At 68.6% G+C, this 26,366-nt stretch carries 17 protein-coding genes; 10 read left to right on the top strand and 7 right to left on the bottom strand.

Annotated features, from left to right (window positions below; genetic code table 11):
* Positions 1-216: 216 nt before the first annotated feature.
* A complete protein-coding gene (locus tag AB0L97_RS23285; RefSeq protein ID WP_355073102.1) occupies positions 217-432 on the top strand; it encodes a hypothetical protein in 216 nt (71 codons plus the stop codon).
* A 101-nt stretch (positions 433-533) separates the two neighbouring features.
* Here AB0L97_RS23285 and AB0L97_RS23280 read toward each other — a convergent pair whose 3' ends face one another.
* Positions 534-1,469, bottom strand: a complete 936-nt coding sequence (locus AB0L97_RS23280; RefSeq protein ID WP_364432931.1) for an AraC family transcriptional regulator — start codon at positions 1,467-1,469, stop codon at positions 534-536.
* 178 nt (positions 1,470-1,647) lie between these two features.
* Here AB0L97_RS23280 and AB0L97_RS23275 point away from each other — a divergent pair, with 178 nt between their 5' ends.
* Entirely contained in the window at positions 1,648-2,487 is an 840-nt protein-coding gene (locus AB0L97_RS23275) for an alpha/beta fold hydrolase (protein ID WP_355073105.1), read from the top strand.
* A 1-nt stretch (position 2,488) separates the two neighbouring features.
* Here the strand turns inward: AB0L97_RS23275 and AB0L97_RS23270 are convergent, their stop codons facing one another.
* On the bottom strand, positions 2,489-2,944 hold the full coding sequence (locus AB0L97_RS23270; RefSeq protein WP_355073107.1) for a GtrA family protein: 456 nt from the start codon (positions 2,942-2,944) through the stop codon (positions 2,489-2,491).
* 119 nt (positions 2,945-3,063) lie between these two features.
* Between AB0L97_RS23270 and AB0L97_RS23265 the strand changes: the two genes are divergently transcribed.
* The 5 genes from AB0L97_RS23265 to AB0L97_RS23245 all read left to right on the top strand — a co-directional run bounded on the left by AB0L97_RS23265 (position 3,064) and on the right by AB0L97_RS23245 (position 12,825).
* Positions 3,064-4,551: an FAD-binding oxidoreductase gene (locus tag AB0L97_RS23265; RefSeq protein ID WP_355073109.1), complete on the top strand. Its 1,488-nt coding sequence runs from the start codon at positions 3,064-3,066 to the stop codon at positions 4,549-4,551.
* On the top strand, positions 4,548-5,309 hold the full coding sequence (locus tag AB0L97_RS23260) for a decaprenylphospho-beta-D-erythro-pentofuranosid-2-ulose 2-reductase (RefSeq protein WP_355073111.1): 762 nt from the start codon (positions 4,548-4,550) through the stop codon (positions 5,307-5,309). The genes AB0L97_RS23265 and AB0L97_RS23260 overlap by 4 nt, the downstream gene beginning before the upstream one ends.
* A gap of 209 nt (positions 5,310-5,518) precedes the next feature.
* Positions 5,519-7,465, top strand: coding sequence for a galactan 5-O-arabinofuranosyltransferase (locus tag AB0L97_RS23255; protein WP_364433003.1), 1,947 nt, complete (start codon positions 5,519-5,521; stop codon positions 7,463-7,465).
* 102 nt (positions 7,466-7,567) lie between these two features.
* Positions 7,568-9,466: a glycosyl transferase gene (locus AB0L97_RS23250; protein ID WP_364432924.1), complete on the top strand. Its 1,899-nt coding sequence runs from the start codon at positions 7,568-7,570 to the stop codon at positions 9,464-9,466.
* Between the two features lie 11 nt (positions 9,467-9,477).
* Complete coding sequence (locus tag AB0L97_RS23245) at positions 9,478-12,825, top strand: arabinosyltransferase domain-containing protein (RefSeq protein ID WP_364432921.1); 3,348 nt, start codon at positions 9,478-9,480, stop codon at positions 12,823-12,825.
* A 71-nt stretch (positions 12,826-12,896) separates the two neighbouring features.
* On the opposite strand, the gene AB0L97_RS23240 is transcribed toward AB0L97_RS23245, so the two are convergent.
* Positions 12,897-13,829, bottom strand: coding sequence for an NADP-dependent oxidoreductase (locus tag AB0L97_RS23240; RefSeq protein ID WP_364432918.1), 933 nt, complete (start codon positions 13,827-13,829; stop codon positions 12,897-12,899).
* A gap of 99 nt (positions 13,830-13,928) precedes the next feature.
* Between AB0L97_RS23240 and AB0L97_RS23235 the strand changes: the two genes are divergently transcribed.
* Entirely contained in the window at positions 13,929-14,330 is a 402-nt protein-coding gene (locus tag AB0L97_RS23235; protein ID WP_355073117.1) for a helix-turn-helix domain-containing protein, read from the top strand.
* Positions 14,331-14,415: 85 nt separating this feature from the next.
* The gene (locus tag AB0L97_RS23230; protein WP_169332658.1) at positions 14,416-14,574 is read left to right on the top strand and encodes a hypothetical protein; all 159 of its coding nucleotides are present in this window, start codon (positions 14,416-14,418) and stop codon (positions 14,572-14,574) included.
* Positions 14,575-14,654: 80 nt separating this feature from the next.
* Here AB0L97_RS23230 and AB0L97_RS23225 read toward each other — a convergent pair whose 3' ends face one another.
* A complete protein-coding gene (locus AB0L97_RS23225) occupies positions 14,655-15,242 on the bottom strand; it encodes a Uma2 family endonuclease (RefSeq protein ID WP_364432909.1) in 588 nt (195 codons plus the stop codon).
* Between the two features lie 143 nt (positions 15,243-15,385).
* Complete coding sequence (locus AB0L97_RS23220) at positions 15,386-18,703, bottom strand: arabinosyltransferase domain-containing protein (protein ID WP_364433000.1); 3,318 nt, start codon at positions 18,701-18,703, stop codon at positions 15,386-15,388.
* A 271-nt stretch (positions 18,704-18,974) separates the two neighbouring features.
* Here AB0L97_RS23220 and AB0L97_RS23215 point away from each other — a divergent pair, with 271 nt between their 5' ends.
* A complete protein-coding gene (locus AB0L97_RS23215) occupies positions 18,975-19,472 on the top strand; it encodes a peptidylprolyl isomerase (RefSeq protein ID WP_355073122.1) in 498 nt (165 codons plus the stop codon).
* 67 nt (positions 19,473-19,539) lie between these two features.
* Here AB0L97_RS23215 and AB0L97_RS23210 read toward each other — a convergent pair whose 3' ends face one another.
* Together AB0L97_RS23210 and pks13 are read right to left on the bottom strand one after the other, a co-directional pair.
* On the bottom strand, positions 19,540-21,084 hold the full coding sequence (locus AB0L97_RS23210; protein WP_355073124.1) for an acyl-CoA carboxylase subunit beta: 1,545 nt from the start codon (positions 21,082-21,084) through the stop codon (positions 19,540-19,542).
* Complete coding sequence (gene pks13, locus AB0L97_RS23205; protein WP_364432904.1) at positions 21,081-26,342, bottom strand: polyketide synthase Pks13; 5,262 nt, start codon at positions 26,340-26,342, stop codon at positions 21,081-21,083. The genes AB0L97_RS23210 and pks13 overlap by 4 nt, the downstream gene beginning before the upstream one ends.
* Positions 26,343-26,366: the final 24 nt, after the last annotated feature.

The following is a 26,366-nucleotide window of genomic DNA, read 5'->3' as shown; positions in this document are numbered from 1 at the left end:
ACCATACATCGTTGGCACTGCCAATCAATCAGCCTGCCCGCGAGCGGCACATCATCGAGACCTCTCTCGGGCAATGCCACAGCCGTGTGCCTGGCCGACAGCGAGGTCTAATTGCTTGGTGCTCAACATACTTCGTAACGTCGGGGTAATTGCTGCCGATCAGTCGGTTGTGCGGCACTACGAGCCGCCATCCACAACCACGGAAGAGGCCACCTGATGAAGAAGCTTGTCGTCGTCACCGCCGTGATCGCAGGACTCGTCGTTCCGGTGGGCTCGGCCGCCGCGGAACCTGTCGCCGCACCTGTCTCCACACCCGTCGCCACGATCTCGGCCGTGACCCCGGTGGGTTCCTGGTCGGAGGATCTGTTCTGCGCCGTCATCAAATTCCTGAAGGGCGGCTGGGCAGGCCGTCCCACCGACTGCTCGTTCTGACCGGCTGAGCGCGATTCCTCGACTCGAACCTCTCTCGACTGATCAATTCGGGGCGAGGCTTGGGCCACCGCTCCGCGGATCCGAGAAGCGCCCGGACGCCGTCAACGAGGTCGTACGTCCTGCGGGGTGACCCCGAATCGTGCCTTGAACGCGGAGCCGAAGGCGCTGAGGGAGCGGAAGCCGCTGGCGTAGGCGATTTCGGCGACCGTGCGGTCGGAGGAAGATTCGCGCAGGCGGCGGTGGGCGCGGTCGAGCCGCGCGCCGCGGATCAGCTCGCTCGGTGTCGTGCCGGTGTGATGCAAGGCCAGTTGGACCTGGCGCAGTGACCAACCGAGGCTTCGTGCGATCTCGATCGGAGTCAGATCGGGATCGTCGGCGTGCCGGAGCACGTGGTCACGAACCGCGGTGTCCACCGTGGCCAGCACGGTCGGCATCGCGGCGCGGCGGAGCAGGCAGAGGCGGAGCAGATCGATGATCGTGTCGCAAGCGGCGGCGAACTCGGGACCGTCGACAGTCGCACGCTGCTCTCCGAGTTCGCTGATCAGGCCTGAGACGACCGCGCCCAAGCCCTCGCGCAGGTCGATCAGCGCAGGTCCCGCGCCGACTTCGAGCGGCAGAGCGCCCGCGGGGACGTTCATCACCCACCCGCGCGCAGCGAGGGGCTGGCCGAAGTCGACGGGACGCGTCTTGGTGACGACCGCGCCGTACCCCGGCAACACCTGGGCGGTGGCGTCGTCCTGTCGGAGCCGCACTTCTCCGTCGGTCGCGATCATCACCCTCAGACCCTCATCGCCGTCACGCCGGATATCCGCACGGGATCTGGAATAGACGATGCTGTCCGACCAGAAGTCGATCAGCTGATAGCCCGCGTATCGCTGCACGGCCATCGCTCCTCGGAACGACGACGGACTGGCGAAACGGCACTGCAAGGTGCCCTGATTACGACCGACGTGCTCGGCCCAGAGGTCGGCCGACTCCCGGGGCAGGACCGCGCCGGTATCGACCCGCCCCACGAAATACGGCTCGGCGACCGACACCAGCAACCTCCCAGACCGACGTGCGCGTTTCCGTCAGACCCGTGCACGGATCAGGTCGAGCGCGCAGCGGTCCACGCTTAACGTGAGTCCCGATCGTACAGATCACAGACCAGGACACCGGCGTTTCACCGTGTGCGGGAACATGCGACGCAGATCGGCCGCCCGCTCACTGCAAGGAATGAGCACAGTCATGGACCGCAGGCATATTCATCTACCGACTCGGCTGGGGCTGCTGCATGTCGTCCTGACCGGCAGCGGCGATCCGATCGTGATGTGGCCGAGCCTTCTCATGGACGCTGCCCTCTGGGACGCCCAAGTGAACCATTTGGCCCGGGATTTCCTGACCATCGCGGTCGACCCGCCCGGGCACGGGCGGTCCAGCCGCCTCGAACGACCCTTCACCTTCGACGAGTGCGCGGCGTGCGTCGCCGACATCCTCGATCAGCTGGAACTACCGAAGACCCATTTCCTCGGGAACTCCTGGGGCGCCATGATCGGCGGCACCTTCGCCGCCGGTTTCCCTGACCGCGTCGAATCCGCGATCCTGATGAACGGCACGGCGTCATCGGCCCCGCTCGCCCAGCGGGCGCAGTACCGGATGCTGCTGATGGCGGTCCGGATACTCGGCGGGATTCGCCCGCCGCTCACCGGATCGGTGGTCCGGGCATTTCTCGGTCCGACGACCGAACGCACGCGCCCGCAGGTCGTCCGACAGGTTCTCGACGTCGCCCGCCGCAATGATCCGGCGTCGCTCGTGCACGCCGTCCGATCCGTGGTGACCGACCGCCCGGACCAGCGGCGCCTCTTCTCCTCGATCACCTGCCCCACGCTGGTCATCGGAGGTCGCGAGGACCGCACCTTCCCCGTGCCCGAGCTCGAGGTCATGGCCGACGCCATCCCCGGCTCGCGGCTCGTGGTCCTCGACGGAGCCGCACACCTCGCGGCCGCGGAGGTCCCCGACGAAGTGAATCGTCTGGTCGGCGCCTTCCTGGCCGACCACGCCGCGACGAGCGGATAACTCAGCGGAGCTTGAAGATCACCAAGCGTTGGACGATGAAGTTGATGACGGTCGCGGTGCCCTGGGCGACGACGAAGGCAAGCGGCTGGCGCCACCACTCGTCGGCCAGCGAGAAGTACAGCAGGTTGTTGATGCCGACCTGCACCGCGAAGGTCACCGCGTAGAGAACGACCACCGCGAGGAAGCGGATGCGGCTGGGCGGAGCCTGGAAGGTCCAGCGGCGGTTGATCAGGTAAGCCGTTGTGGTGCCCGCCACGAAGCTGATCGACTTGGCGACGCCGACCGGGAGACCGACCAGGTTCAGCAGCAGGCTGTAGAGCCCGTAGTCGACGACGGCCGAGAACCCGCCGGTGAGGGTGAACCGGATGATCTGCGTCTTGAGGTCGACCTCGGTGCCGCCGGGCTCGTCGACCAGGGGCAACTCGGCCGGAAGCGGCAGTTGGGGTTCGGCTTGCACGCCGACGAGCGTAGCGCCGGACCGGGTTGGGCACTCATTTCGGTTCTAAACCGACGTGTTCGTCACTACCCATGGGTAGAGCGACCGCGTCCCCATCTGCCGTCATACCTGTAGCCTCTATGCCGATGTCCACGAAAGCTCCGACCGCCACCAAGACAACCGGGAACGACAAAGGCGCCGGCGTCGCGAACGACGGCCCGGCCGCGGGCACCGCGTTCACTCTTCCGACGCGCACCCGCACGTTGACCGGGTGGGGTCGCACCGCACCCACCTCCTCCGAAGTGCTCTCGACCAGCGATCCCGAACTGATCGCCAAGGCAGTCGCCATGGTCGCCGAGGACAACGACGGCAAGCCCGCCCACCTGCGGCGCGGCGTGATCGCGCGCGGCCTCGGCCGCTCCTACGGCGACCACGCGCAGAACGCCGGCGGTCTGGTCGTCGACATGACCGCGCTGAACAACATCCACCGGATCGACCGCGACACCCGCATCGTGGACGTGGACGGCGGCGTCAGCCTGGACCAGCTCATGAAGGCCGCGCTGCCGTTCGGCCTCTGGGTCCCGGTGCTCCCCGGCACCCGCCAGGTGACCATCGGCGGCGCGATCGCCTCCGACATCCACGGCAAGAACCACCACAGCGAGGGCAGCTTCGGCAATCACGTGCGCTCGATCGATCTGCTCACCGCCGACGGGCAGGTGCAGCACATCACGCCGAAGCGCAACGCCAAGCTGTTCTGGGCGACCGTCGGCGGCAACGGGCTCACCGGCATCATCCTGCGCGCCACCATCGAGATGGTGCCGACGGAGACGGCCTACTTCCTCAACGACGGCGTGAAGACCACGACCCTCGACGAGACCATCGCCGCGCACAGCGACGGCAGCGAGGCCGACTACACCTACTCGAGCGCCTGGTTCGACGTGATCAGCCCGCTGCCCAAGCTGGGCCGGGCCACCATCACCCGGGGCAGGCTGGCGAAGCTCGACGAGCTGCCCAAGCGGCTGCGCAGCAAGCCGCTGAAGTTCGACGCGCCGCAGCTGATGACCGTCCCGGACATCTTCCCGAACTGGACGATGAACAAGCTGACGCTGATGTCCATCGGCGAGGCCTACTACCGGATGGGCGGCAACTACACCGGCAAGGTGCAGAACCTGACGCAGTTCTACCACCCGCTGGACATGATCGCGGAGTGGAACCGCGGCTACGGCTCCAACGGCTTCCTCCAGTACCAGTTCGTGGTGCCGACCGAGGCGGTCGAGGAGTTCAAGCGGATCATTGTCGACATCCAGGCCTCCGGGCACTACTCGGCGCTGAACGTGTTCAAGCTGTTCGGCCCGGGCAACCAGGCCCCGCTGAGCTTCCCGATGCCGGGCTGGAACATCTGCGTCGACTTCCCGATCAAGCCCGGTCTCAACGAGCTGGTCGGCGAGCTGGACCGGCGCGTGCTGGAGTTCGGCGGGCGGCTGTACACCGCGAAGGATTCGCGGACCACCGCCGAGACCTTCCACAAGATGTATCCCCGGATCGACGAGTGGATCAAGGTCCGCCGTAGCGTCGACCCCACAGGCGTTTTCATGTCCGATATGGCGAGAAGGCTGGAGCTGCAGTGATCAATGCCGTTGGTAACCCGCAGTCGATTCTGCTGCTGGGTGGCACGTCGGAGATCGGCTTGGCAATCTGCGCGGAGTACCTGAAGAAGGGGCCCGCGCGCATCACCCTTGCGGCGCTGCCCGGTGATCCGCTGCGCGAGGGCGCGGTCGCCCAGATGAAGGCCGCGGGCGCGAGCCAGGTCGAGGTCATCGACTTCGACGCGCTCGACACCGATGGGCACGCCAAGGTGATCGACGCCGCCTGGGACGCGGGCGACGTGGACGTCGCGATCGTCGCCTTCGCCCTCGACGGCGATCCCGAAGAGCTGTGGCAGAACCAGGCCAAGGCCGTGCGAGTCGCCCAGATCAACTACACCGCCGCGGTCTCCGTCGGCGTGCTGGTCGGCGAGAAGATGAAGGCGCAGGGCTTCGGCCGGATCATCGCGATGTCCTCCGTCGCCGGCGAACGGGTGCGCCGCTCGAACTTCGTCTACGGATCGACCAAGGCCGGTCTGGACGGCTTCTACCTCGGGCTCGGCGAAGCGCTGCGGCCGCACGGCCCGCGTGTACTGGTGATCCGGCCCGGCATGGTGCGGACCCAGTTCTCCGCGCATGTCAAAGAGGCTCCGCTCACCGTCGACAAGGAAGACGTCGCGGCGCTGGCGGTCGCGGCATCGCAGCGGGGGAAGGAACTGGTCTGGGCGCCGGGAACCTTCCGCTACGTGATGATGGTGCTGCGGCACATCCCGCGCTCGATCTTCCGCAGACTGCCGATCTGATCGGCGACCGAACTCGGACATGGTGCCCGCGTGATCAGTGATCGCGCGGGCACCTATCGTCTGACGGAGTGACCCTGTGAACCCGGAGGCGCCATGCGAGTAATCCAGTGCGACGAGCGCGGAGCGGTCCGTTGAGCACGGTGACCGCGGCGGACGAAGCGCCGCCGCGTCCCGTCGATCCGGCCCCCGCGCCGGGGCGCGGGTCACTCGTGGCACGTCAGATCGCGGTCGGCGTCGGCGAGGCCGCGCTCGCGGCGGTGGTCGCCGCCGTGGTGGCCGTCGTCGGGCTCGTCGCGTTCTCGCTGGTGCAGTGGCCCGCGTTCAACTCCTCCAACGTGACGCGGGCGCTGACCACGGTCGGGCAGGTCGGCGCTGCGGTCGTGCTCGCGGTCGCGATCGCGCTGCTGCGGCTGCGCAAGTGGCCCCGGATAGCGAAACTGCTGTCCTGGGTGGGTCTTTCGACGTTCGTCACGTTCACGGTCGGCATGCCGCTGGCGGCGACGAAGCTGTACCTGTTCGGCGTCTCGGTGGATCAGGAGTTCCGCACCGAGTTCCTCACCCGGCTCACCGATTCCGCCGCGCTGCGCGACATGACGTACGCGGATCTACCGTCGTTCTACCCCGCGGGCTGGTTCTGGATCGGCGGGCGGGTGGCGAATCTGCTCGGGATGGACGGCTGGGAAGTATTCAAGCCGTACGCGATCACGTTCCTCGCCGTGGCCGCGGTGGTCGCGCTGGTGTTGTGGTCGAAGCTGATCCGCGCGGACTGGGCGGTGGGCGTCGCGGCGGCGAGCACGGCGGTCACCCTGGCCTACGCCGCCCCCGAGGCCTACAGCGCCGTCATCGTGCTGCTGCTGCCGCCCGCGCTGGTGCTCGCCTGGGGGGCGCTGTATCGCCCGCTGGAGGGCGTGACGGAGGAGCATCGCACGGCCGGTGGCTGGGGCGCGGTCGTCGGCACGGGGCTGTTCCTCGGCTGGGCGGCCACGTTCTACACCCTATACTTCCTCGTGGCGGCCTTCGCGGTGGCCCTGATGGGTCTGGTGGCGGCCTTCCTCGCGGTGCGTGCGCGGCGCGCCGACCGTCCGCGCCGCGCACGCGCGGCGACCGGGCCGACCCGTCCCGCGTGGCGCGCGGTGGCGCCGCCGCTGGTGCGGCTCGTGGTGATCGCGGTGATCGCCGGGCTGTTCGCGCTCGTCGTGTGGGCGCCGTACCTGGCGAAGGCGCTGCGCAGCGCGACGGCGAGCTCCGGGACCGCCCAGCACTATCTGCCCGAAGCGGGAGCGGAACTGCCGTTGCCGATGTTCCAGTTCTCCCTGCTCGGGGCGTTGTGCCTGGTCGGCATCATCTGGCTGGTGCTGCGCGGCGCGTCGTCGCGACGGGCGCAGGCGCTGGGCATCGGGGTGGCGGCGATCTACCTGTGGGCGCTGCTGTCCATGGCCGCGACCGCGGCGGGCACCACGTTGCTGTCGTTCCGTCTGGAGCCGGTGCTGTTGGTGCTGCTGTCGGTCGCGGGCGCGTTCGGGTTCGTGGAGGGCGCGCGGGCGATCTACCAGGCGTTGAACGAGCCCGCCCGGTTCCGGCTGGTGGCGATCGTCGTCGCGACGATCGGCGCGTTGGCGTTCGCCCAAGACATCCCGCACGTGCTGACTCCGGAGATCACGACTGCCTACACAGACACCGACGGAGACGGAAGGCGAGCCGACAAACGGCCTGTGTCGGCCGTGTCTTTCTATGACGAAGTGGATGCGGCGCTCACCGCGCAGACCGGGCGGCCACGCTCGGACACGGTGGTACTCACCGCCGACACCAGCTTCCTGTCCTTCTATCCCTACTTCGGCTTCCAGGCGCTCACCTCCCACTACGCCAACCCGCTCGCCGACTTCGCGGGCCGGGCGGCGACCATCGAGAGCTGGAGCAAGCTGAAGACGCCGCAGGAATTGATCGACGCGCTCGCGGCGAGCCCGTGGCGCGCACCGGACGCGTTCCTGTTCCGGCGCAGCGGCGACACCTACACACTGCGGCTGGCCAAGGACGTCTACCCGAACGACCCGAACGTGGCGCGCTATTCGGTGAGCTTCCCCAAGGAACTGTTCGCCGACCCGCGTTTCACCACCACCGACATCGGACCGTTCACGCTGGTCACCGTCCACCGCTGAAATCGCGGCGGTTGAACTCGCGCGCAGTGGATACCCCTCTCGTTTGGCGGTCCACGCACAGCGTGGTTGCAACGGAGGGCGCTGGCGAGGAGTGATGCGCAGGTGACACAGGCACAAGACGCCGAGACCGACCTACCGGCGGAATCGGCGACGGTCGCGATCGCGACGAAAGAGGCGACGGCGACCGGAGTGCTCACCACTCCCGCGCGTACCCGGCGGCTGTCCCGACTTCCGCTCGCCGATCTGCTCGTATGCGCCGGTTACCTGGCGCTGGCCGCGACGGTGCTGTCGGGCCAGTGGCGCGATACCGACAACGGATACCTGATCAAGAGCGGTCAGGACCAGACGATGTGGGAGTGGTTCTTCGCCGTCACCGCGCACTCGGTGGCCGCCCTGCACAACCCGCTCGGTACCGATCTGCAGAATTTCCCGGCCGGGGTGAACATGATGGCCAACACGGCCATGTTCGGTGTCGGCGTGCCGCTGACACCGGTCACCTTGCTTTTCGGGCCGACCGTCACGTTCGTACTCGTGCTCACCCTCGGTCTGGCCGGAACAGCGTTCGCGTGGTATCGCCTGTTCGTCCGCGAGCTCGTCCGGTCCCGGGTCGCGGCGGTGATCGGCGGACTGTTCTGCGGATTCGCGCCCGGAATGATCTCGCACGCCAACGCCCACCCGAATTTCGTCTTGCTGCTGTTGCTTCCGATCATCGCGGGCCTGCTGATCCGGATGGCGCGGCGAGCGGCCGCGGCGGAACGGGAGCGGCCGGGCGGGCGGGTACGGGATGCCGCCGTTCTCGGACTTCTGGTCGCGACGCAGATCGCGCTCGGCGAGGAACCGCTGTTGATCTTCGCCCTCGCGTTCGGCCTGTTCGGGATCGTGTATTACGCGCATGCTCCGCGCACCGCGCTGCGCGTGACGCGAGTGGTCGCCCCGACTTTCGCGCTGGCCGCGGTGATCACGTTGGCACTCGCCGAGATTCCGCTGTGGTGGCAATTCTTCGGCCCGCAGAGCTATCGATCGATCGACCACGGCCCGATGGGCAACGACCTCGAAGCGCTGGTGCAGTTCCCGTCCGAATCGCTGGGCGGCGTGTTCGCGCCCGGCGCGAACGTGGCGATCAATCCGACCGAGCAGAACGCGTACTTCGGCTGGCCGCTGCTGCTGTCGGTCGTGTTCACGGTGGGAATGCTGTGGCGCGACCGCGTGGTGCGGGCCGCGGGCGTGGTGATCGCGGTCTTCGGCCTGCTGTCGCTGGGGGCGGTCGCCACGATCGGTAAACAGCCGACCGGCATCGATCTGCCGTGGCGCTGGGCCGAACATGTTCCGCTGCTGAACACCGTGCTGGAGAGCAGGATGAGCATGGCCGCGATCCCGGCCATCGCGGTGGTGCTCGCGCTGGCCAGCGACCGCGCGGTGGGGACATGGACGCAATCGGCGGTGGACTGGAAGCCGCTGGCCTGGTTCGCGGCGCTCACCGGTGCGCTGCTGCCGCTGATCCCGACCATCCTGCCGGTGGTCGAGCGACCGCCGACACCGGACTTCTTCGCCGACGGCGCCGTCCGCCGTTACGTCGGCGACGGATCGGTGGTCCTGGTGCCGCCGCCCCGGCCACCCGACGCACGGGCGCTACGTTGGCAGGCCGACGCGGGTTTCACCTTCCCGCTGGCGGGCGGCTACTTCGTCGGCCCTACCGGTACCAGCAAGAAAGGCATCTACGGTCCCGAGGCCCGTCCGACCACCGCTCTGCTGGTACAGGCCCAGGACACTGGAGTCGTACCGCCGATCGACGCGGGCGTGCGTACCCGTGCGCTGGACGATCTGCGGTTCTGGCAAGCCGACGTCTTGGTGCTGCCCGCGACGAAGAACGGCGAAGTGTTGCGGGAGACCGTGACCCAGCTGCTCGGATTCACGCCGACGCGGGTCGAGGACGTCTGGCTGTGGGACGTTCATTCGCTGCGCGCGTCGGGGGCAGTCGGCATCACACCGGGCGGTAGCTAGCATCAACCACCGTGCGACCGGACCGATCTTCTCCAGCGTTCACCCGTATCCGCTTGATCGCCCTCCTCTCCGGGCTTCTCGGATTCCTGCTGGCCTTGCTGACCCCGCTGCTGCCGGTGCGGCAGGATCGGGCGAGCCTGGACTGGCCCGAGTCCGGCGCCAGGAGCGTGGCGGCGCCGCTGGTGTCCTACGAGCCGCTGCGGTTCAGTGCGACGCTGCCCTGCTCGATGACCGGAGAGCTCGGATCGGGCGGCACGCTGCTGTCCACCGCCCCTGTGGCCTCCGGGCGGGCGGCTACCAAGGGCCTGGTGGTCTCGGTCGCCGACGGCGTCCTCTCGGTGGTGCAACGCGACATCCCGCTGTTGTCCGCGCCGCTGGCCGAGGTCGGGTCCTGCGCCACGATCCGCATCGAGTCGACCGCCGCCGCGACGACGGCTGAACTCACCGGCGTCACCCGGCAGGACGGCACGCCGTTCCAGTCCACGGTCGGCCGGGACATCCGGCCGCAGCTGGTGGGCGTGTTCACCGATCTGAAGGCCGATCGGCTCGCCGGAGCGCAGGTGCACGCGGACATCGACTCGCGTTTCTCCTCCACGCCGACGCCGTTGAAGCTGGCCGCCATGATCGCCGCCGCCGTGTTCACGCTGATCGCACTCGTCGCACTGCATCTGCTGGACACCGCCGACGGGCGCCGACCGCGCCGGTTCCTGCCCGCGCACTGGTGGCGGGTCACCCCCGCGGACGGCGTCGTGCTGGGCACGCTGGCGCTGTGGCACGTCATCGGGGCGAACACGTCCGACGACGGCTACATCTTGAACATGGCGCGCGTCTCCGGGCACGCGGGCTACATGGCGAACTACTACCGGTGGTTCGCGGTCCCCGAGGCCCCGTTCGGGTGGTCGTACGAGGTGCTGGCGTGGATGTCGCGGATCTCCGACGCCAGTCTCTGGATGCGACTGCCCACGCTGCTGGCGGGCGTGATCTGCTGGCTGGTGATCAGCCGCGAGGTGCTGCCCCGCCTCGGCGCGCGGGTGCGCCGCAACAAAGTGGCGCTGTGGACGGCGGGCCTGGTCTTCCTCGCGTTCTGGCTGCCCTACGACAACGGCCTGCGCCCCGAACCGCTGATCGCGGCGGGCGCGCTGCTCACTTGGTGCTCGATCGAGCGCGCCATCGCGACCGGACGGCTGCTGCCCGCCGCGGTGGCCGTCCTGATCGCCGCGTTCTCCCTCGCGGCGGGTCCCACCGGCCTGATCTGCATCGCGGCGCTGATCGCCGGTTCCCGGCCGGTGCTGCTGATCATCATCAAGCGCGCTCGCGGCGCCGTCCCGGCCCGGACCGGGCCCGACGCCGACGCGGCCGCCGCCGGTTCCGCCGAAGCCGCGGCCGCGGTGAACGCCCCCGCGAAGGTGCGCGAGCCGTCCCGGGCGGGCGCGGTGTTCCGGTTCGCCGCGCTGGTCGCCCCCGGCCTCGCCGCGGGCACGCTGGTGCTGGTGGTGATCTTCGCCGACCAGACCTTGGCGACGGTGCTGGAAGCCACCCGGGTGCGCACGATCGTCGGCCCGAACGTCGCGTGGTTCGACGAGCGCACCCGCTGGGACTCGTTGCTCATGCTCTCGCCGGACGGTTCGCTGGCGCGGCGGTTCGGCGTGCTGGTGATGCTGCTGTGCCTGCTCGTGTGCGTGCTGCAAGTTCTGCGCAAGGGCCGGATTCCGGGCACCTCGCGCGGCCCCTCGGTGCGCATTCTCGGCATCGTGTTCGCATCGCTGTTCCTGATGATGTTCACCCCCACCAAATGGACGCACCACTTCGGCGTGTACGCCGGACTGGCCGGATCGCTGGCCGCGCTCGCGGCGGTCGCGGTGGGCACCACCGGTATTCGCTCGCCGCGCAACCGCGCGTTGTTCGCCGCCGCCGTGCTCTTCCTGCTCGCCGTGACGTTCACCGGCTCGAACGGGTGGTGGTACGTGTCCAGCTATGGTGTCCCGTGGTGGGACAAGGCGCCGTTGGTCGCGGGCAAGGGGCTGTCCACGTTGTTCCTCGGGCTGAGTGTCCTCGCGCTGCTGGTCGCGATATGGCAGCACTATCGCGAGCCGTACCGGCGTGAGCGGCCCGGAGCGCCACGGCGATTCGACCGGTGGGCCTCCGCGCCGCTGACCGTGGCCGCCGCGCTGCTGGTGATCTTCGAGGTCGCCTCGCTCGCCAAGGCCGCTGCCACGCAGTACCCCGCGTACTCGATCACCAAGTCGAATGTGCAATCGGTCGGCGGGGATTCGTGCGCGCTGGCCAACGAAGTGCTCGTCGAGACCGACACCGCCGATTCGCTGCTGCAGCCCTTCACCGGATCGCCTGCGGACGGCTTGGCCGCGCAGAACAAAGGATTCACCCCGAACGGGGTCGCGCGTGACCTCACCGCGGACGCGGAGGAGACGGTCAGCGGCGGCGCGAACTCCGTGGACAAGGATTCGGAGAACAAGACCACCAACACCACCGGCGCGGGCACCGGCGGCGGCACCACCGAGCAGGCGGGCATCAACGGCAGCACCGTCGCGCTGCCGTTCGGTCTCGACCCGGCGAGAACCCCGGTGCTGGGCAGCTACCAGGAGGGCGAGCAACAGCAGGCGAAGCTGACCACCCAGTGGTACCGGCTCGACCTGACCGACAGCATGCGCAACGACCCCGCCTACCAGGTGCTCGCGATCACGGCGGCGGGCCGGATCCGCTCGGTGGACGCCGACGGTGTGCTCACCTACGGACAGGAACTGCACCTGGAGTACGGCGTCCGTGGCGCGGACGGCGAGGTGCGCACGCTCGGCTCGATCGATCCGCTGGACATCGGCCCAGCGCCGTCCTGGCGCAACCTGCGGGTGCCGCTGGACCGGCTGCCGGCGGAAGTGAACGCGGTGCGGCTGGTCGCGATCGACAACGACATCACGCCCAAGCAGTGGCTGGCCGTCACCCCGCCCCGGCTGCCCAAGCTGGCCACGCTGAATTCCGTGGTCGGATCGCAGGCTCCCGTGCTACTCGACTGGCACGTCGGCCTCGCCTTCCCGTGCCAGCGGCCGTTCGACCACAAGGACGGCGTGGGCGAGATTCCGCAGTGGCGCATTCTGCCCGACCGGGTCGGCTCCGACGCCTCGAACGCCTGGCAAGACGACATCGGCGGCGGCCCACTCGGCTGGACCGGCCTGCTGCTGAAATCCCAAACCGTCCCCGCATACCTCGACCGCGACTGGGCTCGCGACTGGGGCTCCCTCGAACGCTTCACCCCCTACGACCCCACCGCCATTCCTGCCCCCATCACCACCACGACCCGAACCCGCACCGGCCTCTCCACCGACGACCCCATCCGCATCCGCTGACTCCGCGAGTGGCACACGGTGGAGCGGGCTTCTCGCGATCCGCCGCAGCCGTGTGCCACTCGTGGAGGGTGTCAGGGGGTGAGGACGAGGCGGCCGCGGAGGCCACCGAGGGATAGGCGGGATTGGGCTTCTCGGACGGCGGTGAGGGGGTGGGTCGCCGCTACGCGGAGGGTTAGTTTGCCCGCGTCTACTTGGGTTACGAGGTGGTCGAGTCGGATGCGGTCGGCGCGGACCAGGACTGTGTGGACCTTGGTGCCGCGCAACGGGATCGGGGTGTCGGGAACGCTGATCGACGCGAATCGCCCGCCGCCGCGCACCGCGGCGAGCGTCGCCGGGCCGAGGGCGGCCGCGTCCAGGGCGGCGTCGACGCCGCCGGGGACGATGGCGCGGACGGCATCCGGCAAGGATGCCTGGCGCGGAACGAAATCGGTGGCGCCCAAGGCGCGCACCGCGTCCTCGTCGGCGGGTGCGGCCGCGGCGATCACTCGGATACCCTGCGCCGCCGCGAGTTCGACCGCGAAGCCGCCGACAGCCCCCGCCGCGCCGGTGACCAGGAGCGTGTCGGTGGACGCGAGATCCAGCGCGTCGAGCGCCTGGAGCGCGGTGAGACCGTTGAGCGGGAGGGTCGCCGCTTGCACCGGCGACACGGAAACCGGAGCGGGCGCGACGTTCCCGACCTCCAGCACCACGTAGTCGGCCTGCGCACCGAGCGAGACGTCGAGCCGGTCGCTGATGCCGATCACCGCTTGCCCCACCGTGAACTCCGTGACGCCCGCGCCGAGCGCGTCGACCGTGCCCGCGACATCCCAGCCGACGCCCCACTGATCGCGCTGCGCGGCGAACGGCGTGCCGCCCACGCCCGCCCGCACCATCAGATCCACGGGGTTCACCGTCGCCGCCGCGACCGCGATGCGAACCGCACCCGGGCCGGGCTGCGGAGTCGGCACTTCCACGATCTCCACCACGGCTTCCGGTCCCGGCCGGCGGACTACCACTGCACGCATGATGTTCCTTCCTGTCTGCTGCCGACCAATCTAGGAACGGTTACTATCCAATGGGTAGTAGTTACCCGAAAGTGCGTTAGAGGCAGCGAGGTGCTCCCGATGGCGACGAAGACCGCGGCGCAGCGCCGTGAGCTGGCAAAACAGCGGTACGACGCGTACATCGCCGAGTGCCCGACCCGGCAACTCCTGGACCGGATCAGCGACAAATGGGTGAGCCTCGTGTTGGCCGCCCTCGCCGACGGGCCGTTGCGCTACGGCGAACTGAACCGGATCATCGCGGGCGTGAGTCCCAAGATGCTCACGCAAACGCTGCGCGGACTGGAACGCGACGGCCTGGTGGAGCGACGGATCACCGCGGAAGTCCCGGTCCGCGTCGACTACGAACTCACCCCGCTCGGCCACAGTCTTCAGCCGGTCATGAGCGCGGTCAAAGCATGGGCGGAGACACGCATGGACGACGTGATCGCCGCGCGGGCGCGCTACGACCGCACCGTCCAATAAACCGGTTGTCCGGTCTGAAAAATATGCTCCCACCTGTGGCTATGCATCGCAGGACGAATCGGGCCGCTGGCCTTAATCTGAATCCATGACAACGGCATTCGATGAAATGGATCTGCGCGATCTTGTCGGACTGCTCAACGAAGAGGAACAACGGGAGCTGCGGCCTGCGGTGCTGCGCGTGCTCGGCCGCCTCCCTTCGCAAGAGGTGCTCCGGCGCGAACTCGGCCTTCGGCTGAAGGTCTGAGCGCCCGGTAACGCACCGGCGACATACGGCAGGGCCGCCGCGCAGGATTCACCTGCGCGGCGGCCCTGTGTTCTGGGCACCTACCCCGTGGCCAGCTCGCTGAACGCGACGTCGATGGGTATCGGCACGTCCACAGCCAGACGGCGAGTATGCAGACAGACCAGGTGGTAGCGACCTTCGGAGAGCCGGTACTCCTCGATCTGCTCGATTCCATCGCCGGGCTCGGTGAGGAAGACGATGAGGTAGACCGGGATACCGACCGCCGCGTATGCGGCCTTTTTCTCCACCGTATCGGTGTGGTGTGAACTGTCGGGAGAGACGATCTCGACCACGAGCACGGTGTCATCGGCATACAGTCGCGCATCGTCGTCCAGACAGCGATACACGACGACGTCCGGTCGGCGGAGGCTGAGCGGAACGTCGCTGAGCCGGACGTCCACGTCGGTCTCGACCATCAAGCACGGTTCCGGCTTGCGCGCTGCTTCCATATGCGCGGCCATGCGCCGCGCCACCCGATTATGCAGCCGTGAGGGGCTTTCGCACTTGACGATATGGCCGTCGATGACCTCGATGGTCCGGCAGAAATCAGGGGGCAGCTGTTCGTAGTCCCGCGCCGTGATCTGGTCCGGGATCCAGCGGTACCAGTCGCTGGGTGCGCTGCTCGTCATGCCCTGAGACTACCGGCCGGCTCGCGCATTTCACGGTACGGATTCGCACTGCTCAGCCCGTGCGACGATGTCCTGGATAAGGCAAAGGCCGTCGCATCCGGTCCCTGTACCGATGCGACGGCCTGGTGTTTGCCCGAAACGGATCAGAACACCCGCATACTGCCCGGCGACCAGAGGCCCGAGCGCGTCGCGGTGCCGGTGTCCAGCTTCGCCGGGACGGCGCTGCGGTCGTACTGCTCGTAGCGCTCCAGGGAGCCCCAGTCCCGTGCCCAGTCGTCCTTCAGGTAGGTGGGCACGGAGATGGACCTGGCCAGCATCTGCGTGAAGCCGAGCACGCCGCCGAACTCCTCGGCCTGCCAGGTATTCGTCGAGCTGATGGCCAGCGGGCGGTCCGGCAGGATGCGGTAGCCGGGCGCCTCGGCCACGCCGTTGCGGTGGTCGAACGGACGCTGGCACGGGAACTGCAAGCCCACCGCCCAGTCCAGCAGGATCGGCTGCTGGGAACCCAGCAGGCTGTTGAGCGTCTGCAACTTCGGCATCCGCGGCGGCGTGAAGGCCAGCCACTGATCCCCGATCAGGATCGGGTCGTTGGCGACGATGCGCACCGCGTCGGCGTCGGGCGCGATCTCGTCCAGCGGCACCCGCAGGTTGCGCCAGGACGGGAACGGGCCGATGTCACGCGGCAGGTAGGTGCCGAGCTTCTGCACGCTGCCGTCGGGCTGCCGCTTGCCGTAGTCGACGGTCAGCGACTGGCCGTACTTCATCGCGCCGGTGTCGTCGAAGGAGAGGATGCGACCGGCGGCCGAGATCACCACCAGCGGCTTGTCCGCCGAACGCGCGGGCAACTGGTACCAGCTCGAGGTGACGTTCGCGGGCTGCTGCACGCCGTTCTGGTAGCTGCCGAGGATCGGTGTGGTCGCCGGATCCAGGCCGAACGGGAGGGCGACGGTGGAGCCGTTGACGCCGCGCGCGCCCTGACCGCCGCCCGTGCCCGCGCTCTGCCCCTCCGCGAACGCCGCGCCGACCGACTGCGTGGAAGTGTTCCCAGTGCCCGGCTTCACCTCGACGCTGTCGGCGGACAGATCATTGGGCACGCCGTTGGGGTCGAAACCGACCGGATCGACACCGGCGAGCGGATCGGACGGATTCGTCGGCGGGTGCGCCGGATCCATGATCGGCTGCAACTTGCCCGCGTTCGGGTCCGGCTCGACCAGCACGTCATTGGCCAGGCCGCAGGTGCTGCCGCTGAGCGCGTCGATGTTCGACCGGGCCAGCGAGTACGCCGGATACTGCGAGACCGCGCCCTTCACCAGCGAGAGCACCTCGAGCGCGACCATCAGCGCGGCGACCACGGTCAGCGGGATCGCCGCGAACCGGCGGATCCGCCTGCCACGTGCCGTCTTGGCCGACGGCTGCGGCGCGGTGTAGTCCTCCCGCAGCGCGTACCAACCGACCAATGCCAGCGCCACGCCGAACAGCACGAGCATGAGGGTGTTCGACTGGTAGCCGTGCAGCGAGACGCGCTTGTCGAACCACGGCACACCGAAGCTGGACACGTACCAGTAGCCGTTGATGCCGGAGAACGCGATCGCGAGCACGAACAGCAACCCGGCCAGGAAGATGGCCCGGTTCTTGCGGGCTCGCAGGGCGCTCGCCGAGACCGCGACCGCGGTGACCGCCGCCAGCGAACCCGCGATGCCCGCGTACGCGCCGAAGTGGTGGGTCCACTTGGTCGGGTTGAACATCATGAAGAAGATCGTCCCGAAGACCACGCCCATCAACCGCCAGGTCGGACCGCTGGAGATACCCGGCACCCGCCTGCGGCGCAGCAGCACCAGCATGGTGGTGAACAGGCACAGCAGCATCACCAGGAAGGCGAAGCGCCGCGACAATGAGCCGTCGACGGTCTCCACGAACAGGTAGTAGTAGCGCAGGTAGTCCTCGTACCAGGCCAGGTTCGGCCCGGTCACCTGACGCACCCGGTTGGCCTCCTGGATGCCCGCGAAGGTCTGGTCGGTGTAGACGGCCGTCAGCACGAGCACGCCCGCCGCGGCGATCGGTGCGAGCAGCGGCAGCGTCGAGCCCCACCGACCGGCGCCGAGCGCGGCGAACTGCCGGTGCTTGCGCACGACGATGCGCAGCATCGGACGGATACCGGCCAGCAGCGCGGCGACGCACATCAGGCCCGTCGGCGCGGCGGCGAGAGTGAACGCCGCCACCAGGACGGCCACCGCGGCGGGCAGCAGCCGCCCGGTCGCGATGGCCCGCTCGATCGACACCCAGGTCAGCAGCGCACCGAGCGCGACGATCGGCTCGGAGCGCAGGCCGTTGTCGAACGGCAGCCAGAACGCCAGGAACACCAGCCCGCCGGTCCACAGCGCCACCTTGCTGGTGCGCACCCCGCGACCCAGCCGGGGCACCACCTCGCGGCTGATCACCAGCCAGCACAGGATCGCGCAGGCCAGCGCGGGCAACCGCACCCAGGCACTGGCGGTGGAGATCTCCGAGAAGACCTGGATCACGTAGTAGTACCAGCCGAACGGCGCCTCCGGCACGCCGTACCAGCGGAAGTAGTTGGCCATGTACCCCGCGTGCGGGGCCACCCGCACCATGCTGAGGATGTAGCCGTCGTCGGAGGTGTTCGCGCCCGCGAAATGCCACAGCAGCAGCGTGCCGACCACCGCGCCGTCCGCCCAGGTCGGCTTCAGCCAGTTCGCGGGCAGGAACCGGCGGTGCCCACGCCCGTCACTGCTGTCGAGCCGGGCCAGCGCCGCCAGGGCGATCAGCGTGCACAGCACCGCCGCGATCATCGCGACCAGCTTGATCGCGGTCGGGCTGGAGGAGAAGCGGGTGTCCACCGTCATGGTGAACGACAAACCGGTCGGCGCCGCGCCCTTCAGATCGGAGAACACCCCGACCACCTGGGGCCGCAGATCGCCGCCGAGCTGCCCCTCCACCGGCACGGTGACCGACTCGTTCGCCCCGGCCGCCCCGCCCTCGATCGGACGCTCCACCTGCCTGGTGAGCCCGTTGAACACGCCGTAGGTGCTGTCGCTGTCCGAGGCGATACTCAACGACGTGCACTCGCCCATGCGGCTGCGGTCGGCCGACACCACCACCGCGTTGCGGTCGACCACGTCCACCGAGGTCTCCGACACCCGCACGAACAGCGCCTCCAACGCGGCCCGGTCGCCCTGCGGCGGCGCGGTGGCCAGCAGCATGCCACCGCGCTCGGGTAGCTGGGCGATCGTCTCGCACGGGATCGTCGCCTTCAGGTCGATCGGGACCTGCGACATCAGCGGCGCCTGCACGTTGCCGAGCGTCCCGCCCTGCGGCCAGTTCAGCACCGCGGTCGTCTGCGTGACCGGCAGGAACGGCGTCGCCAGCGCGAACAACGCGCCGAGCACTCCGGCCACCAGCGCGATGAGCCGGGCGGTCCGGAAATCGTTCGGGGTCACCACCGGGGCGGCGGGAGGTTTCGTGAGTACAGCGGTTGCGGCGTCGGGCACGGTTGGCAATGCTAGCTGGCTCCCCCGCCTCTCCGGGTCTTTAGGCCGTGCTAGTGGGGCGTCGCGCCATTTGCGTTCAGGTCCTACGTCAGGTGCGACTCAGGTTCTGGGCGTACCCGGCGAGTTACCCATGTGCTCACGAAACCAGTTCGTCGGTATCGGACGCTACCGGAAAAGTACCCGTATCACGCAACGGTCTACGAAAGGATGGAAAGGTGGGTGTATGACCAAGGTGAATATCTCGACGAACTACGGATCGATCGTGCTCGAGCTGGACGATCAGAAAGCGCCGAACACGGTGCGCAATTTCGTGGACTACGCGAACGCGGGCCACTACAACGGCACCATCTTCCACCGCGTCATCCCCGGCTTCATGATCCAGGGCGGCGGGTTCGAGCCCGGGTTGCGTCAGAAGGGCACCAAAGCCCCGATCCAGAACGAAGCGAACAACGGCCTGAAGAACAACAAGTACACCGTCGCGATGGCGCGCACCAACGACCCGCACTCGGCCACCGCGCAGTTCTTCATCAATGTCTCCGACAACGACTTCCTCAACCACTCCGCTCCCACCGCGGCGGGTTGGGGCTACGCCGTCTTCGGCGAGGTGACCGAGGGCGCCGACGTGGTCGACAAGATCGCGGGTGTCCGCACCTCCTCGGCGGGCATGCATCAGGACGTGCCGGTCGACGACGTCGTCATCGAATCCGTCACCGTCAGCTGATCATTCGAGACGCCAGACGCGAATCGGGCCGCGCCCCAAGGGGTGCGGCCCGATCGTGTACCGGTTGCTACAGCGGCAGCAGGTGATGCTTGCGCGGATTGCGGGCAACGGACTTGTCCCGCAACAGCTGTAGCGCACGACGGATTTCCAGTCGGGTCGTCGAAGGCTCGATGACCGCGTCGACGTATCCGCGTTCGGCGGCCACCCACGGCGTCGCCACGGTGGCGTTGTAGAAATCGATCATCTGCTGGCGAATCGCCGCCCGCTGGTCCTCGGGCGCGGCGTCGATCTGCTTGGCTCCGATCAAGCTGACCGCGCTCTCGGCGCCCATGACCGCGATCCGCGCCGTCGGCCAGGCCAGGTTCACGTCGGCGCCCAGCTGCTTGGAGCCCATCACGGCGTAACCGCCGCCATAGGACTTGCGGATCACCACGGTGACCTTCGGCACCGACGCCTCCACGTAGGAGAACAGGAACCGTCCACCGCGCTTGATGACGCCGATCTTCTCCTGTTCCACACCGGGCAGGAACCCGGGCGTGTCCACGACGAACACCAGCGGGATCTCGAACGCGTCGCACAGACGCACGAAATGCGCCGCCTTGTCCGAGGCGCGGGCGTCCAGCGCGCCCGCGTACACCATCGGCTGGTTGGCCACCACGCCGACGCTGCGACCGTCCACGCGGGCGAAGCCGGTGATGACGTTGCGCCCCGCCGAAGCGCCGAATTCGTGGAACGCGCCGTCGTCGAAGATGCGCAGCAGGATCTCGTGCATGTCGTACCCGGAGTTGTCGGAGTCCGGGACGATCGAGTTCAGCTCCAGGTCGGTGTCGGTGATCTCCGGCTCCAAGCCGGGATTCACGATCGGCGCCAGCTCCTGGCAGCTGGTCGGCAGGTAGCTCAGGTAGTCGCGCACCCACTCGAACGCGGCCGATTCGTCCTTGGCCACGTGGTGGATGTTGCCGTACTCCGCCTGGCTGCGCGCGCCGCCGAGTTCCTCGAGACTCACGTCCTCGCCGGTGACCTCACGGATCACCTTCGGCCCGGTGACGAACATGTACGCCTCTTCGGTCGCCACCACCACGTCGGTGTTGATCGGGGCGTAGACGGCGCCACCGGCGCATTTGCCGAGGATCATCGAGATCTGCGGGACCAGCCCGGACAGCGGCTCCTGCCGCCGCCCCAGCTCGGCGTACCAGGCCAGTGAGGTCACCGCCTCCTGCACGCGCGCGCCGCCGGAGTCGTTGATGCCGACCACCGGGCACCCCACCTTGGCGGCGTACTCCAGGATCCCGGCCACCTTGCGGCCGAACATCTCGCCGACCGAACCGCCGTAGACGGTCTGGTCGTGCGAGAACACCGCCACGGGCCTGCCTTCGACCAAACCGTGCCCGGTGACGACGCCGTCGCCGTAGAGCGCGGCGGAGTCGCCCGGTTTGCGGACCAGCGCGCCGATTTCCACGAAGGTTCCCGGATCGAGCAGCATGTTGATCCGGTCGCGGGCGCTGGGAATACCCTTCTTCGCCCGCTTGGCCACGCCCGCTTCACCCGCCGGCTCCTGCGCTAAATCCAGGCGCTTGCGCAGGTCGGCGAGTTTCTCGGCAGTAGTGCTCACTTGGCCCCTTTCGCCTCGATCGCGGCGAGCTTCGCGGTCAGGTCGGCTCCGATCTTGCCGATCCGCGGTTCGTCGATGATCTGCAGGTGGTCGCCCGCGATGTGGACGACCTCCAAATTCGGGATGTATTCGTTCCAGCCGCCATTGGGCAGCCGGTCGGCGAAGCGCGGCTCCAGCTCGATCATCCCGTCGTGGTAGCGATCGGCGAGGTACAGCACCACATTGCCTTCGTAGTGGGACGGTTGGGTTTTGGCGAGCTCGCGGCTCTCGATCCATGAGGTGCGCTGGTGTTCGAGCACACCGCCGGGAATCTTCGTGCCGCTGATCTTGATCAGGTCGCTGATCATCTTGAACTGCTCTTCGTCGGATGCCGCGGCCAGTGTCTCCAACTGCTCGCGGTCCAATTCGCCGTCGACGCCGTAAGTCTTCTTGGCGAAGGTTTGGTAGCGCTCGATCCGCCGCACCCGCTCCTCGGGGCTGTTGTCCTCGCCCTGCGTCGGAATGGCCAGATCGATCAGGCCGACCACGCGCACGTCCGCGCCCTCGGCCCGCAGCAGTTGCGCGGTCTGCATTGCCAGCACCGCGCCCAGCGACCAGCCGTACAGCACGAACGGCCCGTCACCCTGGAGCTTGCGCAGCTCGGGCAGGTATTGGCGGGCTCGTTCCTCGATGGAACCGTCGACCCGTTCCAAGCCGTACATCGGCGTGTCGGCGGGCAGACGCTTCAGCAGAGGCTCGTACACCAGCGTGTTTCCACCGGACGGATGGAACACGAATACCGGAACCGCGTTCGAGCCCTCCGCGCGAGCCCGAAGCGGACGCACGAAACCGTCCACATCCGCGCCGCTGTCCTGCAGGTTGCGAACGATGTCGGAGAGCTGCTCGATGGTCTCGCAATCGAGCACGTCGTCCACGGTGACCTCGGCCTTGACCCGCTCGGTCAGGCGCGCGGCCAGCTTCTCCGCGGTGTCCTCGTCGAGGATCGGCAGCGTGTTGAAGATACCTCCGGCCGACTTACCGGTGACCACCGCCCAGGTGGCGAAGGTCAGGCGCTCGGCGGCGTCGCGCGGCGGGACGTCGTCCTCGTCGGCGGGCTGCTTGGCAGCGCCGCCGAACACGGCTGCGGGCGCGGCAGCAGGCTGGGGGGCGGGCGCCACGGCTTCGGGCACAGCGCTTTCCGGCGTAACGGAATCCGTCGGCGCGTCAGCCGGTGCTGCCTCGGGCGCGTCGGTCGTCTTGCCGGTGGCCGCCGCGACCGGGTCGGCCCCGGTGGCCAGCGCCGCGCGGGCCGTGGCGATGAAATCGGAGTCGACGGCCAGCTCGCCGGTACCGCCCGCGGCCTTGTCTGCGGCCTGCTGATCCGCCATCGCCTGCACCTCGTCGCGGTGCTCGATCGCGTACCGCAGCACCTTGCCGACCTCGTGCAGGCTCGCGTCCCGCACAGCCTGTACCTGCAACTGCGGGATGTCGAACTCGTACTCGACCCGGTTCTTGATGCGCATCGCCATCAGCGAGTCCAGACCGAGTTCCATCAGCGGGATCTCCATTGGAAGATCCTCGACCGCGTAACCCATGGACTCCGCGACGATCAGCGCGAGCCGCTCCTCGACGGTCTGCGTGCCGTTCGGATCCCACCGGTCGCCGAAGGTTTCCACGACCTCGATGTCGGCGTCGCCCTGGGGCTGCGCGGCGGGCACCGGGACCGTTTCGATCGCAACAGGTTCCGGCAGCGGAGCACCGGAGGTGACCACGGCGTCGAACACCAGGCGGAAGGCGCTGCCCTCCTTGGCATGCACCTGCACCGAGGCGCCGCCGGGATGCGGGGTGAGCGTGGTGGTGAGCGTGCCCGCGGCCGGGATCGGCGCGTGCGGGATGGACGCGCCCAGCGACACGTCGCTGAGCACCTGCGCCGCCGCGGCGCGCACGAGTCCGGCGAGATCGGTCACCGAGGAGGCCTGGACCTCCCAGACGTGCCTGCCGTCCGGCAGCGCCACGTGCGCACCGGGAACCCGGCCGTTGCCGCCCGAGGACAGCTGGACCTTCGGCCAGTACTCCTTGCGCACGAACGTGGTACGCGGAACGTCGGCGTACTCGCCTGCACCGAGCAGCGAGAACAGATCCACCTTGTGCCCGTGGACATAGAGCTGGGCGAGCGCGGCGATCACACCGGCGGACTCGTCTTCTTTGCGCTTGAGCGTGGGGATGAGCTGCGCGTCGTGCACGCCCGCGGCGAAGGTGGTGCCCAGCACCTGCATCAGCGCGACGGAATTCGGCGCCAGCTCCAGGAAGGTCGTGTGCCCCGCGTCCACGGCGAGCTTCACCGCGTTGGTGAAGTACACGCTGTGGCGCATGTTCTTGACCCAGTAGTCCTCGTCGTGGATCGGGTCGTGACCGGAGCGGAAGAACTCTTCCTTGTGCACCGTCGAGTACAGGCCGGTCTTCAGCTTGGTCGGCTCGATACCGGCCAGCTCCGCGGCCAGCTCGCCGAGCAGCGGATCCATCTGCGAGGTGTGGCCCGCACCGCGGGTCTGCAGCACCCGGGCGAACTTGCCCGCCGCCTCCACCCGGGCGACGATCGCCGCGACCTGGTCCTGCGGACCGCCGATCACCGTGTTCGTCGGCGCGGCGTACACCGCGACCTCGACGTCCGGGTATTCCGGCAGCAGGTTCGCGACGTCCTCGGCGCTGTACTCGATGAGCGCCATGTTGCGCACATCGTCGTCGCTGATCATCTGCTCGCCCTCGCCCATAAGGCGGGAGCGAGCGCAGATCACGCGCACCGCGTCCTCGAGCGAGAGACCACCGGCGATGTACGCGCCGGCGACCTCGCCCATGGAATGACCCACCACCGCATCGGGTTCCGCGCCGTGCGCGCGCAGCAGCGCCGCCAGGCCGACCTGGATGGTGAAGATGCCGACCTGCGAGGTGCCGACGTTGTAGTCCTGGCTGTCGTCGAGGAACAGTTCGCGCACCGAATATCCGGCCTCGTCCTGCACCAGCTCGTCGACCTCGTCGACGGCCTTCGCGAAGATCGAGTTCTCCAGGTAGAGCTGCTTGCCCATCTTGCGGTGCTGCGCGCCGAAACCGGCCAGCACCCACATCGGGCCCATGGCCGCGGGCGCGTCGGCGGTGAAGACGCCGGTCCCCGGCTTGCCCGCCGCGATGGCGCGCAGTCCGGCGATCGCCTCTTCGTGCGTCTTCGCCAGCACCACGCCGCGCGAACGCCAGTGGCTGCGCTTGGCCAGCGACCGCGCCACATCGGCGAGCGGAGTCTGCGCGCCCGCCTCGGATTCCAGCCAGTCGGCCAGCTCGGCGGCGGCACGACGACGCCGCGAAGGCAGATAACCCGACACGGGCAGGATCTGGGGCAGCGGCTCGGTGCGCTCGGCGGTCCATTCCGCGTCGGCTTCGGCCGCCTCGGCCACGGCGTCGCCTGCCGCGGATTCCGTCTCCGCGTCGGCGCTCTCCGCCACCGCGTCCTCGTCCAGCCGGGCCTCGAGTTCGGAGAACGGAGCCTCGGTCTCGGTCGCGGTCGGTACGTACTCCTGGACGACGACGTGCGCGTTGGTGCCGCCGAATCCGAAACCGGAGATGCCGATGGTCGCCTTGCCGCTGTAGCGGGGGAACTCGGTGGGCTCGTCGACGATCTTCAGGTGCGCCTGATCCCACGGGATGTACGGGTTCGGTCCGGCGTAGTTGATGTTCGGCGGAATGACGTTGTGGTGCAACGACATGATCACCTTCGCCAGGCTCGCCGCACCGGCGCCGGATTCCAGGTGACCGAAGTTGGTCTTGGCCGAACCGAGCAACGCGGGCTTGTCGGCCGCACGTCCCCGGCCGACCACCCGGCCGAGCGCGTCGGCCTCGATCGGGTCGCCGATCAGGGTGCCGGTTCCGTGCGCCTCGATGTAATCCACCGCCGACGGCGCGATGCCCGCGTCCCGGTAGGCGCGACGCAGCACTTCTGCCTGCGCGTCGGGATTCGGGGCGAGCAGACCGTTGGACCGCCCGTCGTTGTTGACCGCGGAGCCCTTGATCACGGCGTAGATCGTGTCGCCGTCGCGTTCCGCGTCGGCGAGCCGCTTCAGCACCACCAGACCGCCGCCCTCGGAGCGGACCATGCCGTCGGCGTCGCTGGAGAATGCCTTGATGTGCCCGTCCTTGGCGACGCCGCCATTGGCGTCGAAACCGAGCGTGGCCATCGGCGCGAGCAACATGTTCACGCCACCGGCGAGCGCCAGGTCGGCGTCACCGCTGCGCAGCGCCTGCACCGCCTCGTGCACCGCGACCAGGGTCGAGGAGCAGGCGGTGTCGACGGCCACCGACGGACCGCGGAAGTCGAAGAAGTAGGAAACCCGGTTGGGGATGATGGACGTGACGCTGCCCATGATCGCGTAGGCCTCGGCCGATACCGGCACGTTCGGATCGCGCTCGCTGCCGAGGCCGAGCGCCGCGAGCAGCATGAAGTCGTTGCCCGACGAGCCGATGAACACGCCGACCGGCTCGCCCTTGAGTTCGCTGGCCGGAATCCTGGCGTGCTCCAACGCCTCCCAGGTCAGCTCCATCATCAGGCGCTGCTGCGGATCGACCCGCTCGACCTCGACCGGCGACATGGCGAAGAACTCGGCGTCGAAACCCTTGACGACGTCCTGATCGAGATAGCCACCCCTGGTGTTGGCGTTCTCGACCGCTTCCGCCAACTGCGGCTCGGCCAGGAACTCCGACCAGCGCCCTTCGGGCCGCTCCCGGATGCCGTCACCGCGTCCGATGAGAAATTCCCACGTCGACTCCGGAGTGTCGCCCGCACCGGGCAGCCGCGTCGACAGACCCACGATCGCGATGTCGTGTGCCTCACCCGGCGCGTAGCCCGCCGTGTAGAAGGCGTCGTCGGACGACTCCGCGGGCAGCTCCGGCTCGCCGTTGATGATCCGCTCGGCCAGCGAGGCGATGGTCGGATGCTGGTACACGATCGTCGCGTTCAGCATCACGCCGGTCAGTTCCTCGATGTCCCCGCCGAGGGCGATGGCGTCCCGCGAGGCGAGCCCGAACTCCTCCATCGGCCGGTCCACGGTGATCTGCTCGATCGGTTGCCCGGTCGCCTCGGAGACCCAGCGCCGCAGCCACTCACGCAGCTCCGCCACCGACATGTCGGTCTGCGCGCCGCCCTTCGCGGACTCGGCCGGGGCCGCCGCGTCGGCGACGGTCTCCACGGGTGGGGCGTCGGTCGTCTGGGTGGGCGTGCCCTCGTTGTCAGCCATCAATTCCTCAAGCTACCTGTCTGC

Origin of the sequence: Nocardia sp. NPDC051911 (assembly GCF_040681035.1) — a bacterium.
Classification (GTDB): domain Bacteria; phylum Actinomycetota; class Actinomycetes; order Mycobacteriales; family Mycobacteriaceae; genus Nocardia; species Nocardia sichangensis.
Note: the sequence above shows the minus strand (reverse complement) of the source record. Positions and strands in the feature narration are given on the sequence as shown.

Coding starts and splice junctions, on each gene's coding strand:
- AB0L97_RS23285 (WP_355073102.1), top strand. CDS start 217: ATGAAGAAGCTTGTCGTCGTCACCGCCGTGATCGCAGGACTCGTCGTT.
- AB0L97_RS23275 (WP_355073105.1), top strand. CDS start 1,648: ATGAGCACAGTCATGGACCGCAGGCATATTCATCTACCGACTCGGCTG.
- AB0L97_RS23265 (WP_355073109.1), top strand. CDS start 3,064: ATGCCGATGTCCACGAAAGCTCCGACCGCCACCAAGACAACCGGGAAC.
- AB0L97_RS23240 (WP_364432918.1), bottom strand. CDS start 13,829: ATGCGTGCAGTGGTAGTCCGCCGGCCGGGACCGGAAGCCGTGGTGGAG.
- AB0L97_RS23235 (WP_355073117.1), top strand. CDS start 13,929: ATGGCGACGAAGACCGCGGCGCAGCGCCGTGAGCTGGCAAAACAGCGG.
- AB0L97_RS23230 (WP_169332658.1), top strand. CDS start 14,416: ATGACAACGGCATTCGATGAAATGGATCTGCGCGATCTTGTCGGACTG.
- AB0L97_RS23225 (WP_364432909.1), bottom strand. CDS start 15,242: ATGACGAGCAGCGCACCCAGCGACTGGTACCGCTGGATCCCGGACCAG.
- AB0L97_RS23215 (WP_355073122.1), top strand. CDS start 18,975: ATGACCAAGGTGAATATCTCGACGAACTACGGATCGATCGTGCTCGAG.
- pks13 (WP_364432904.1), bottom strand. CDS start 26,342: ATGGCTGACAACGAGGGCACGCCCACCCAGACGACCGACGCCCCACCC.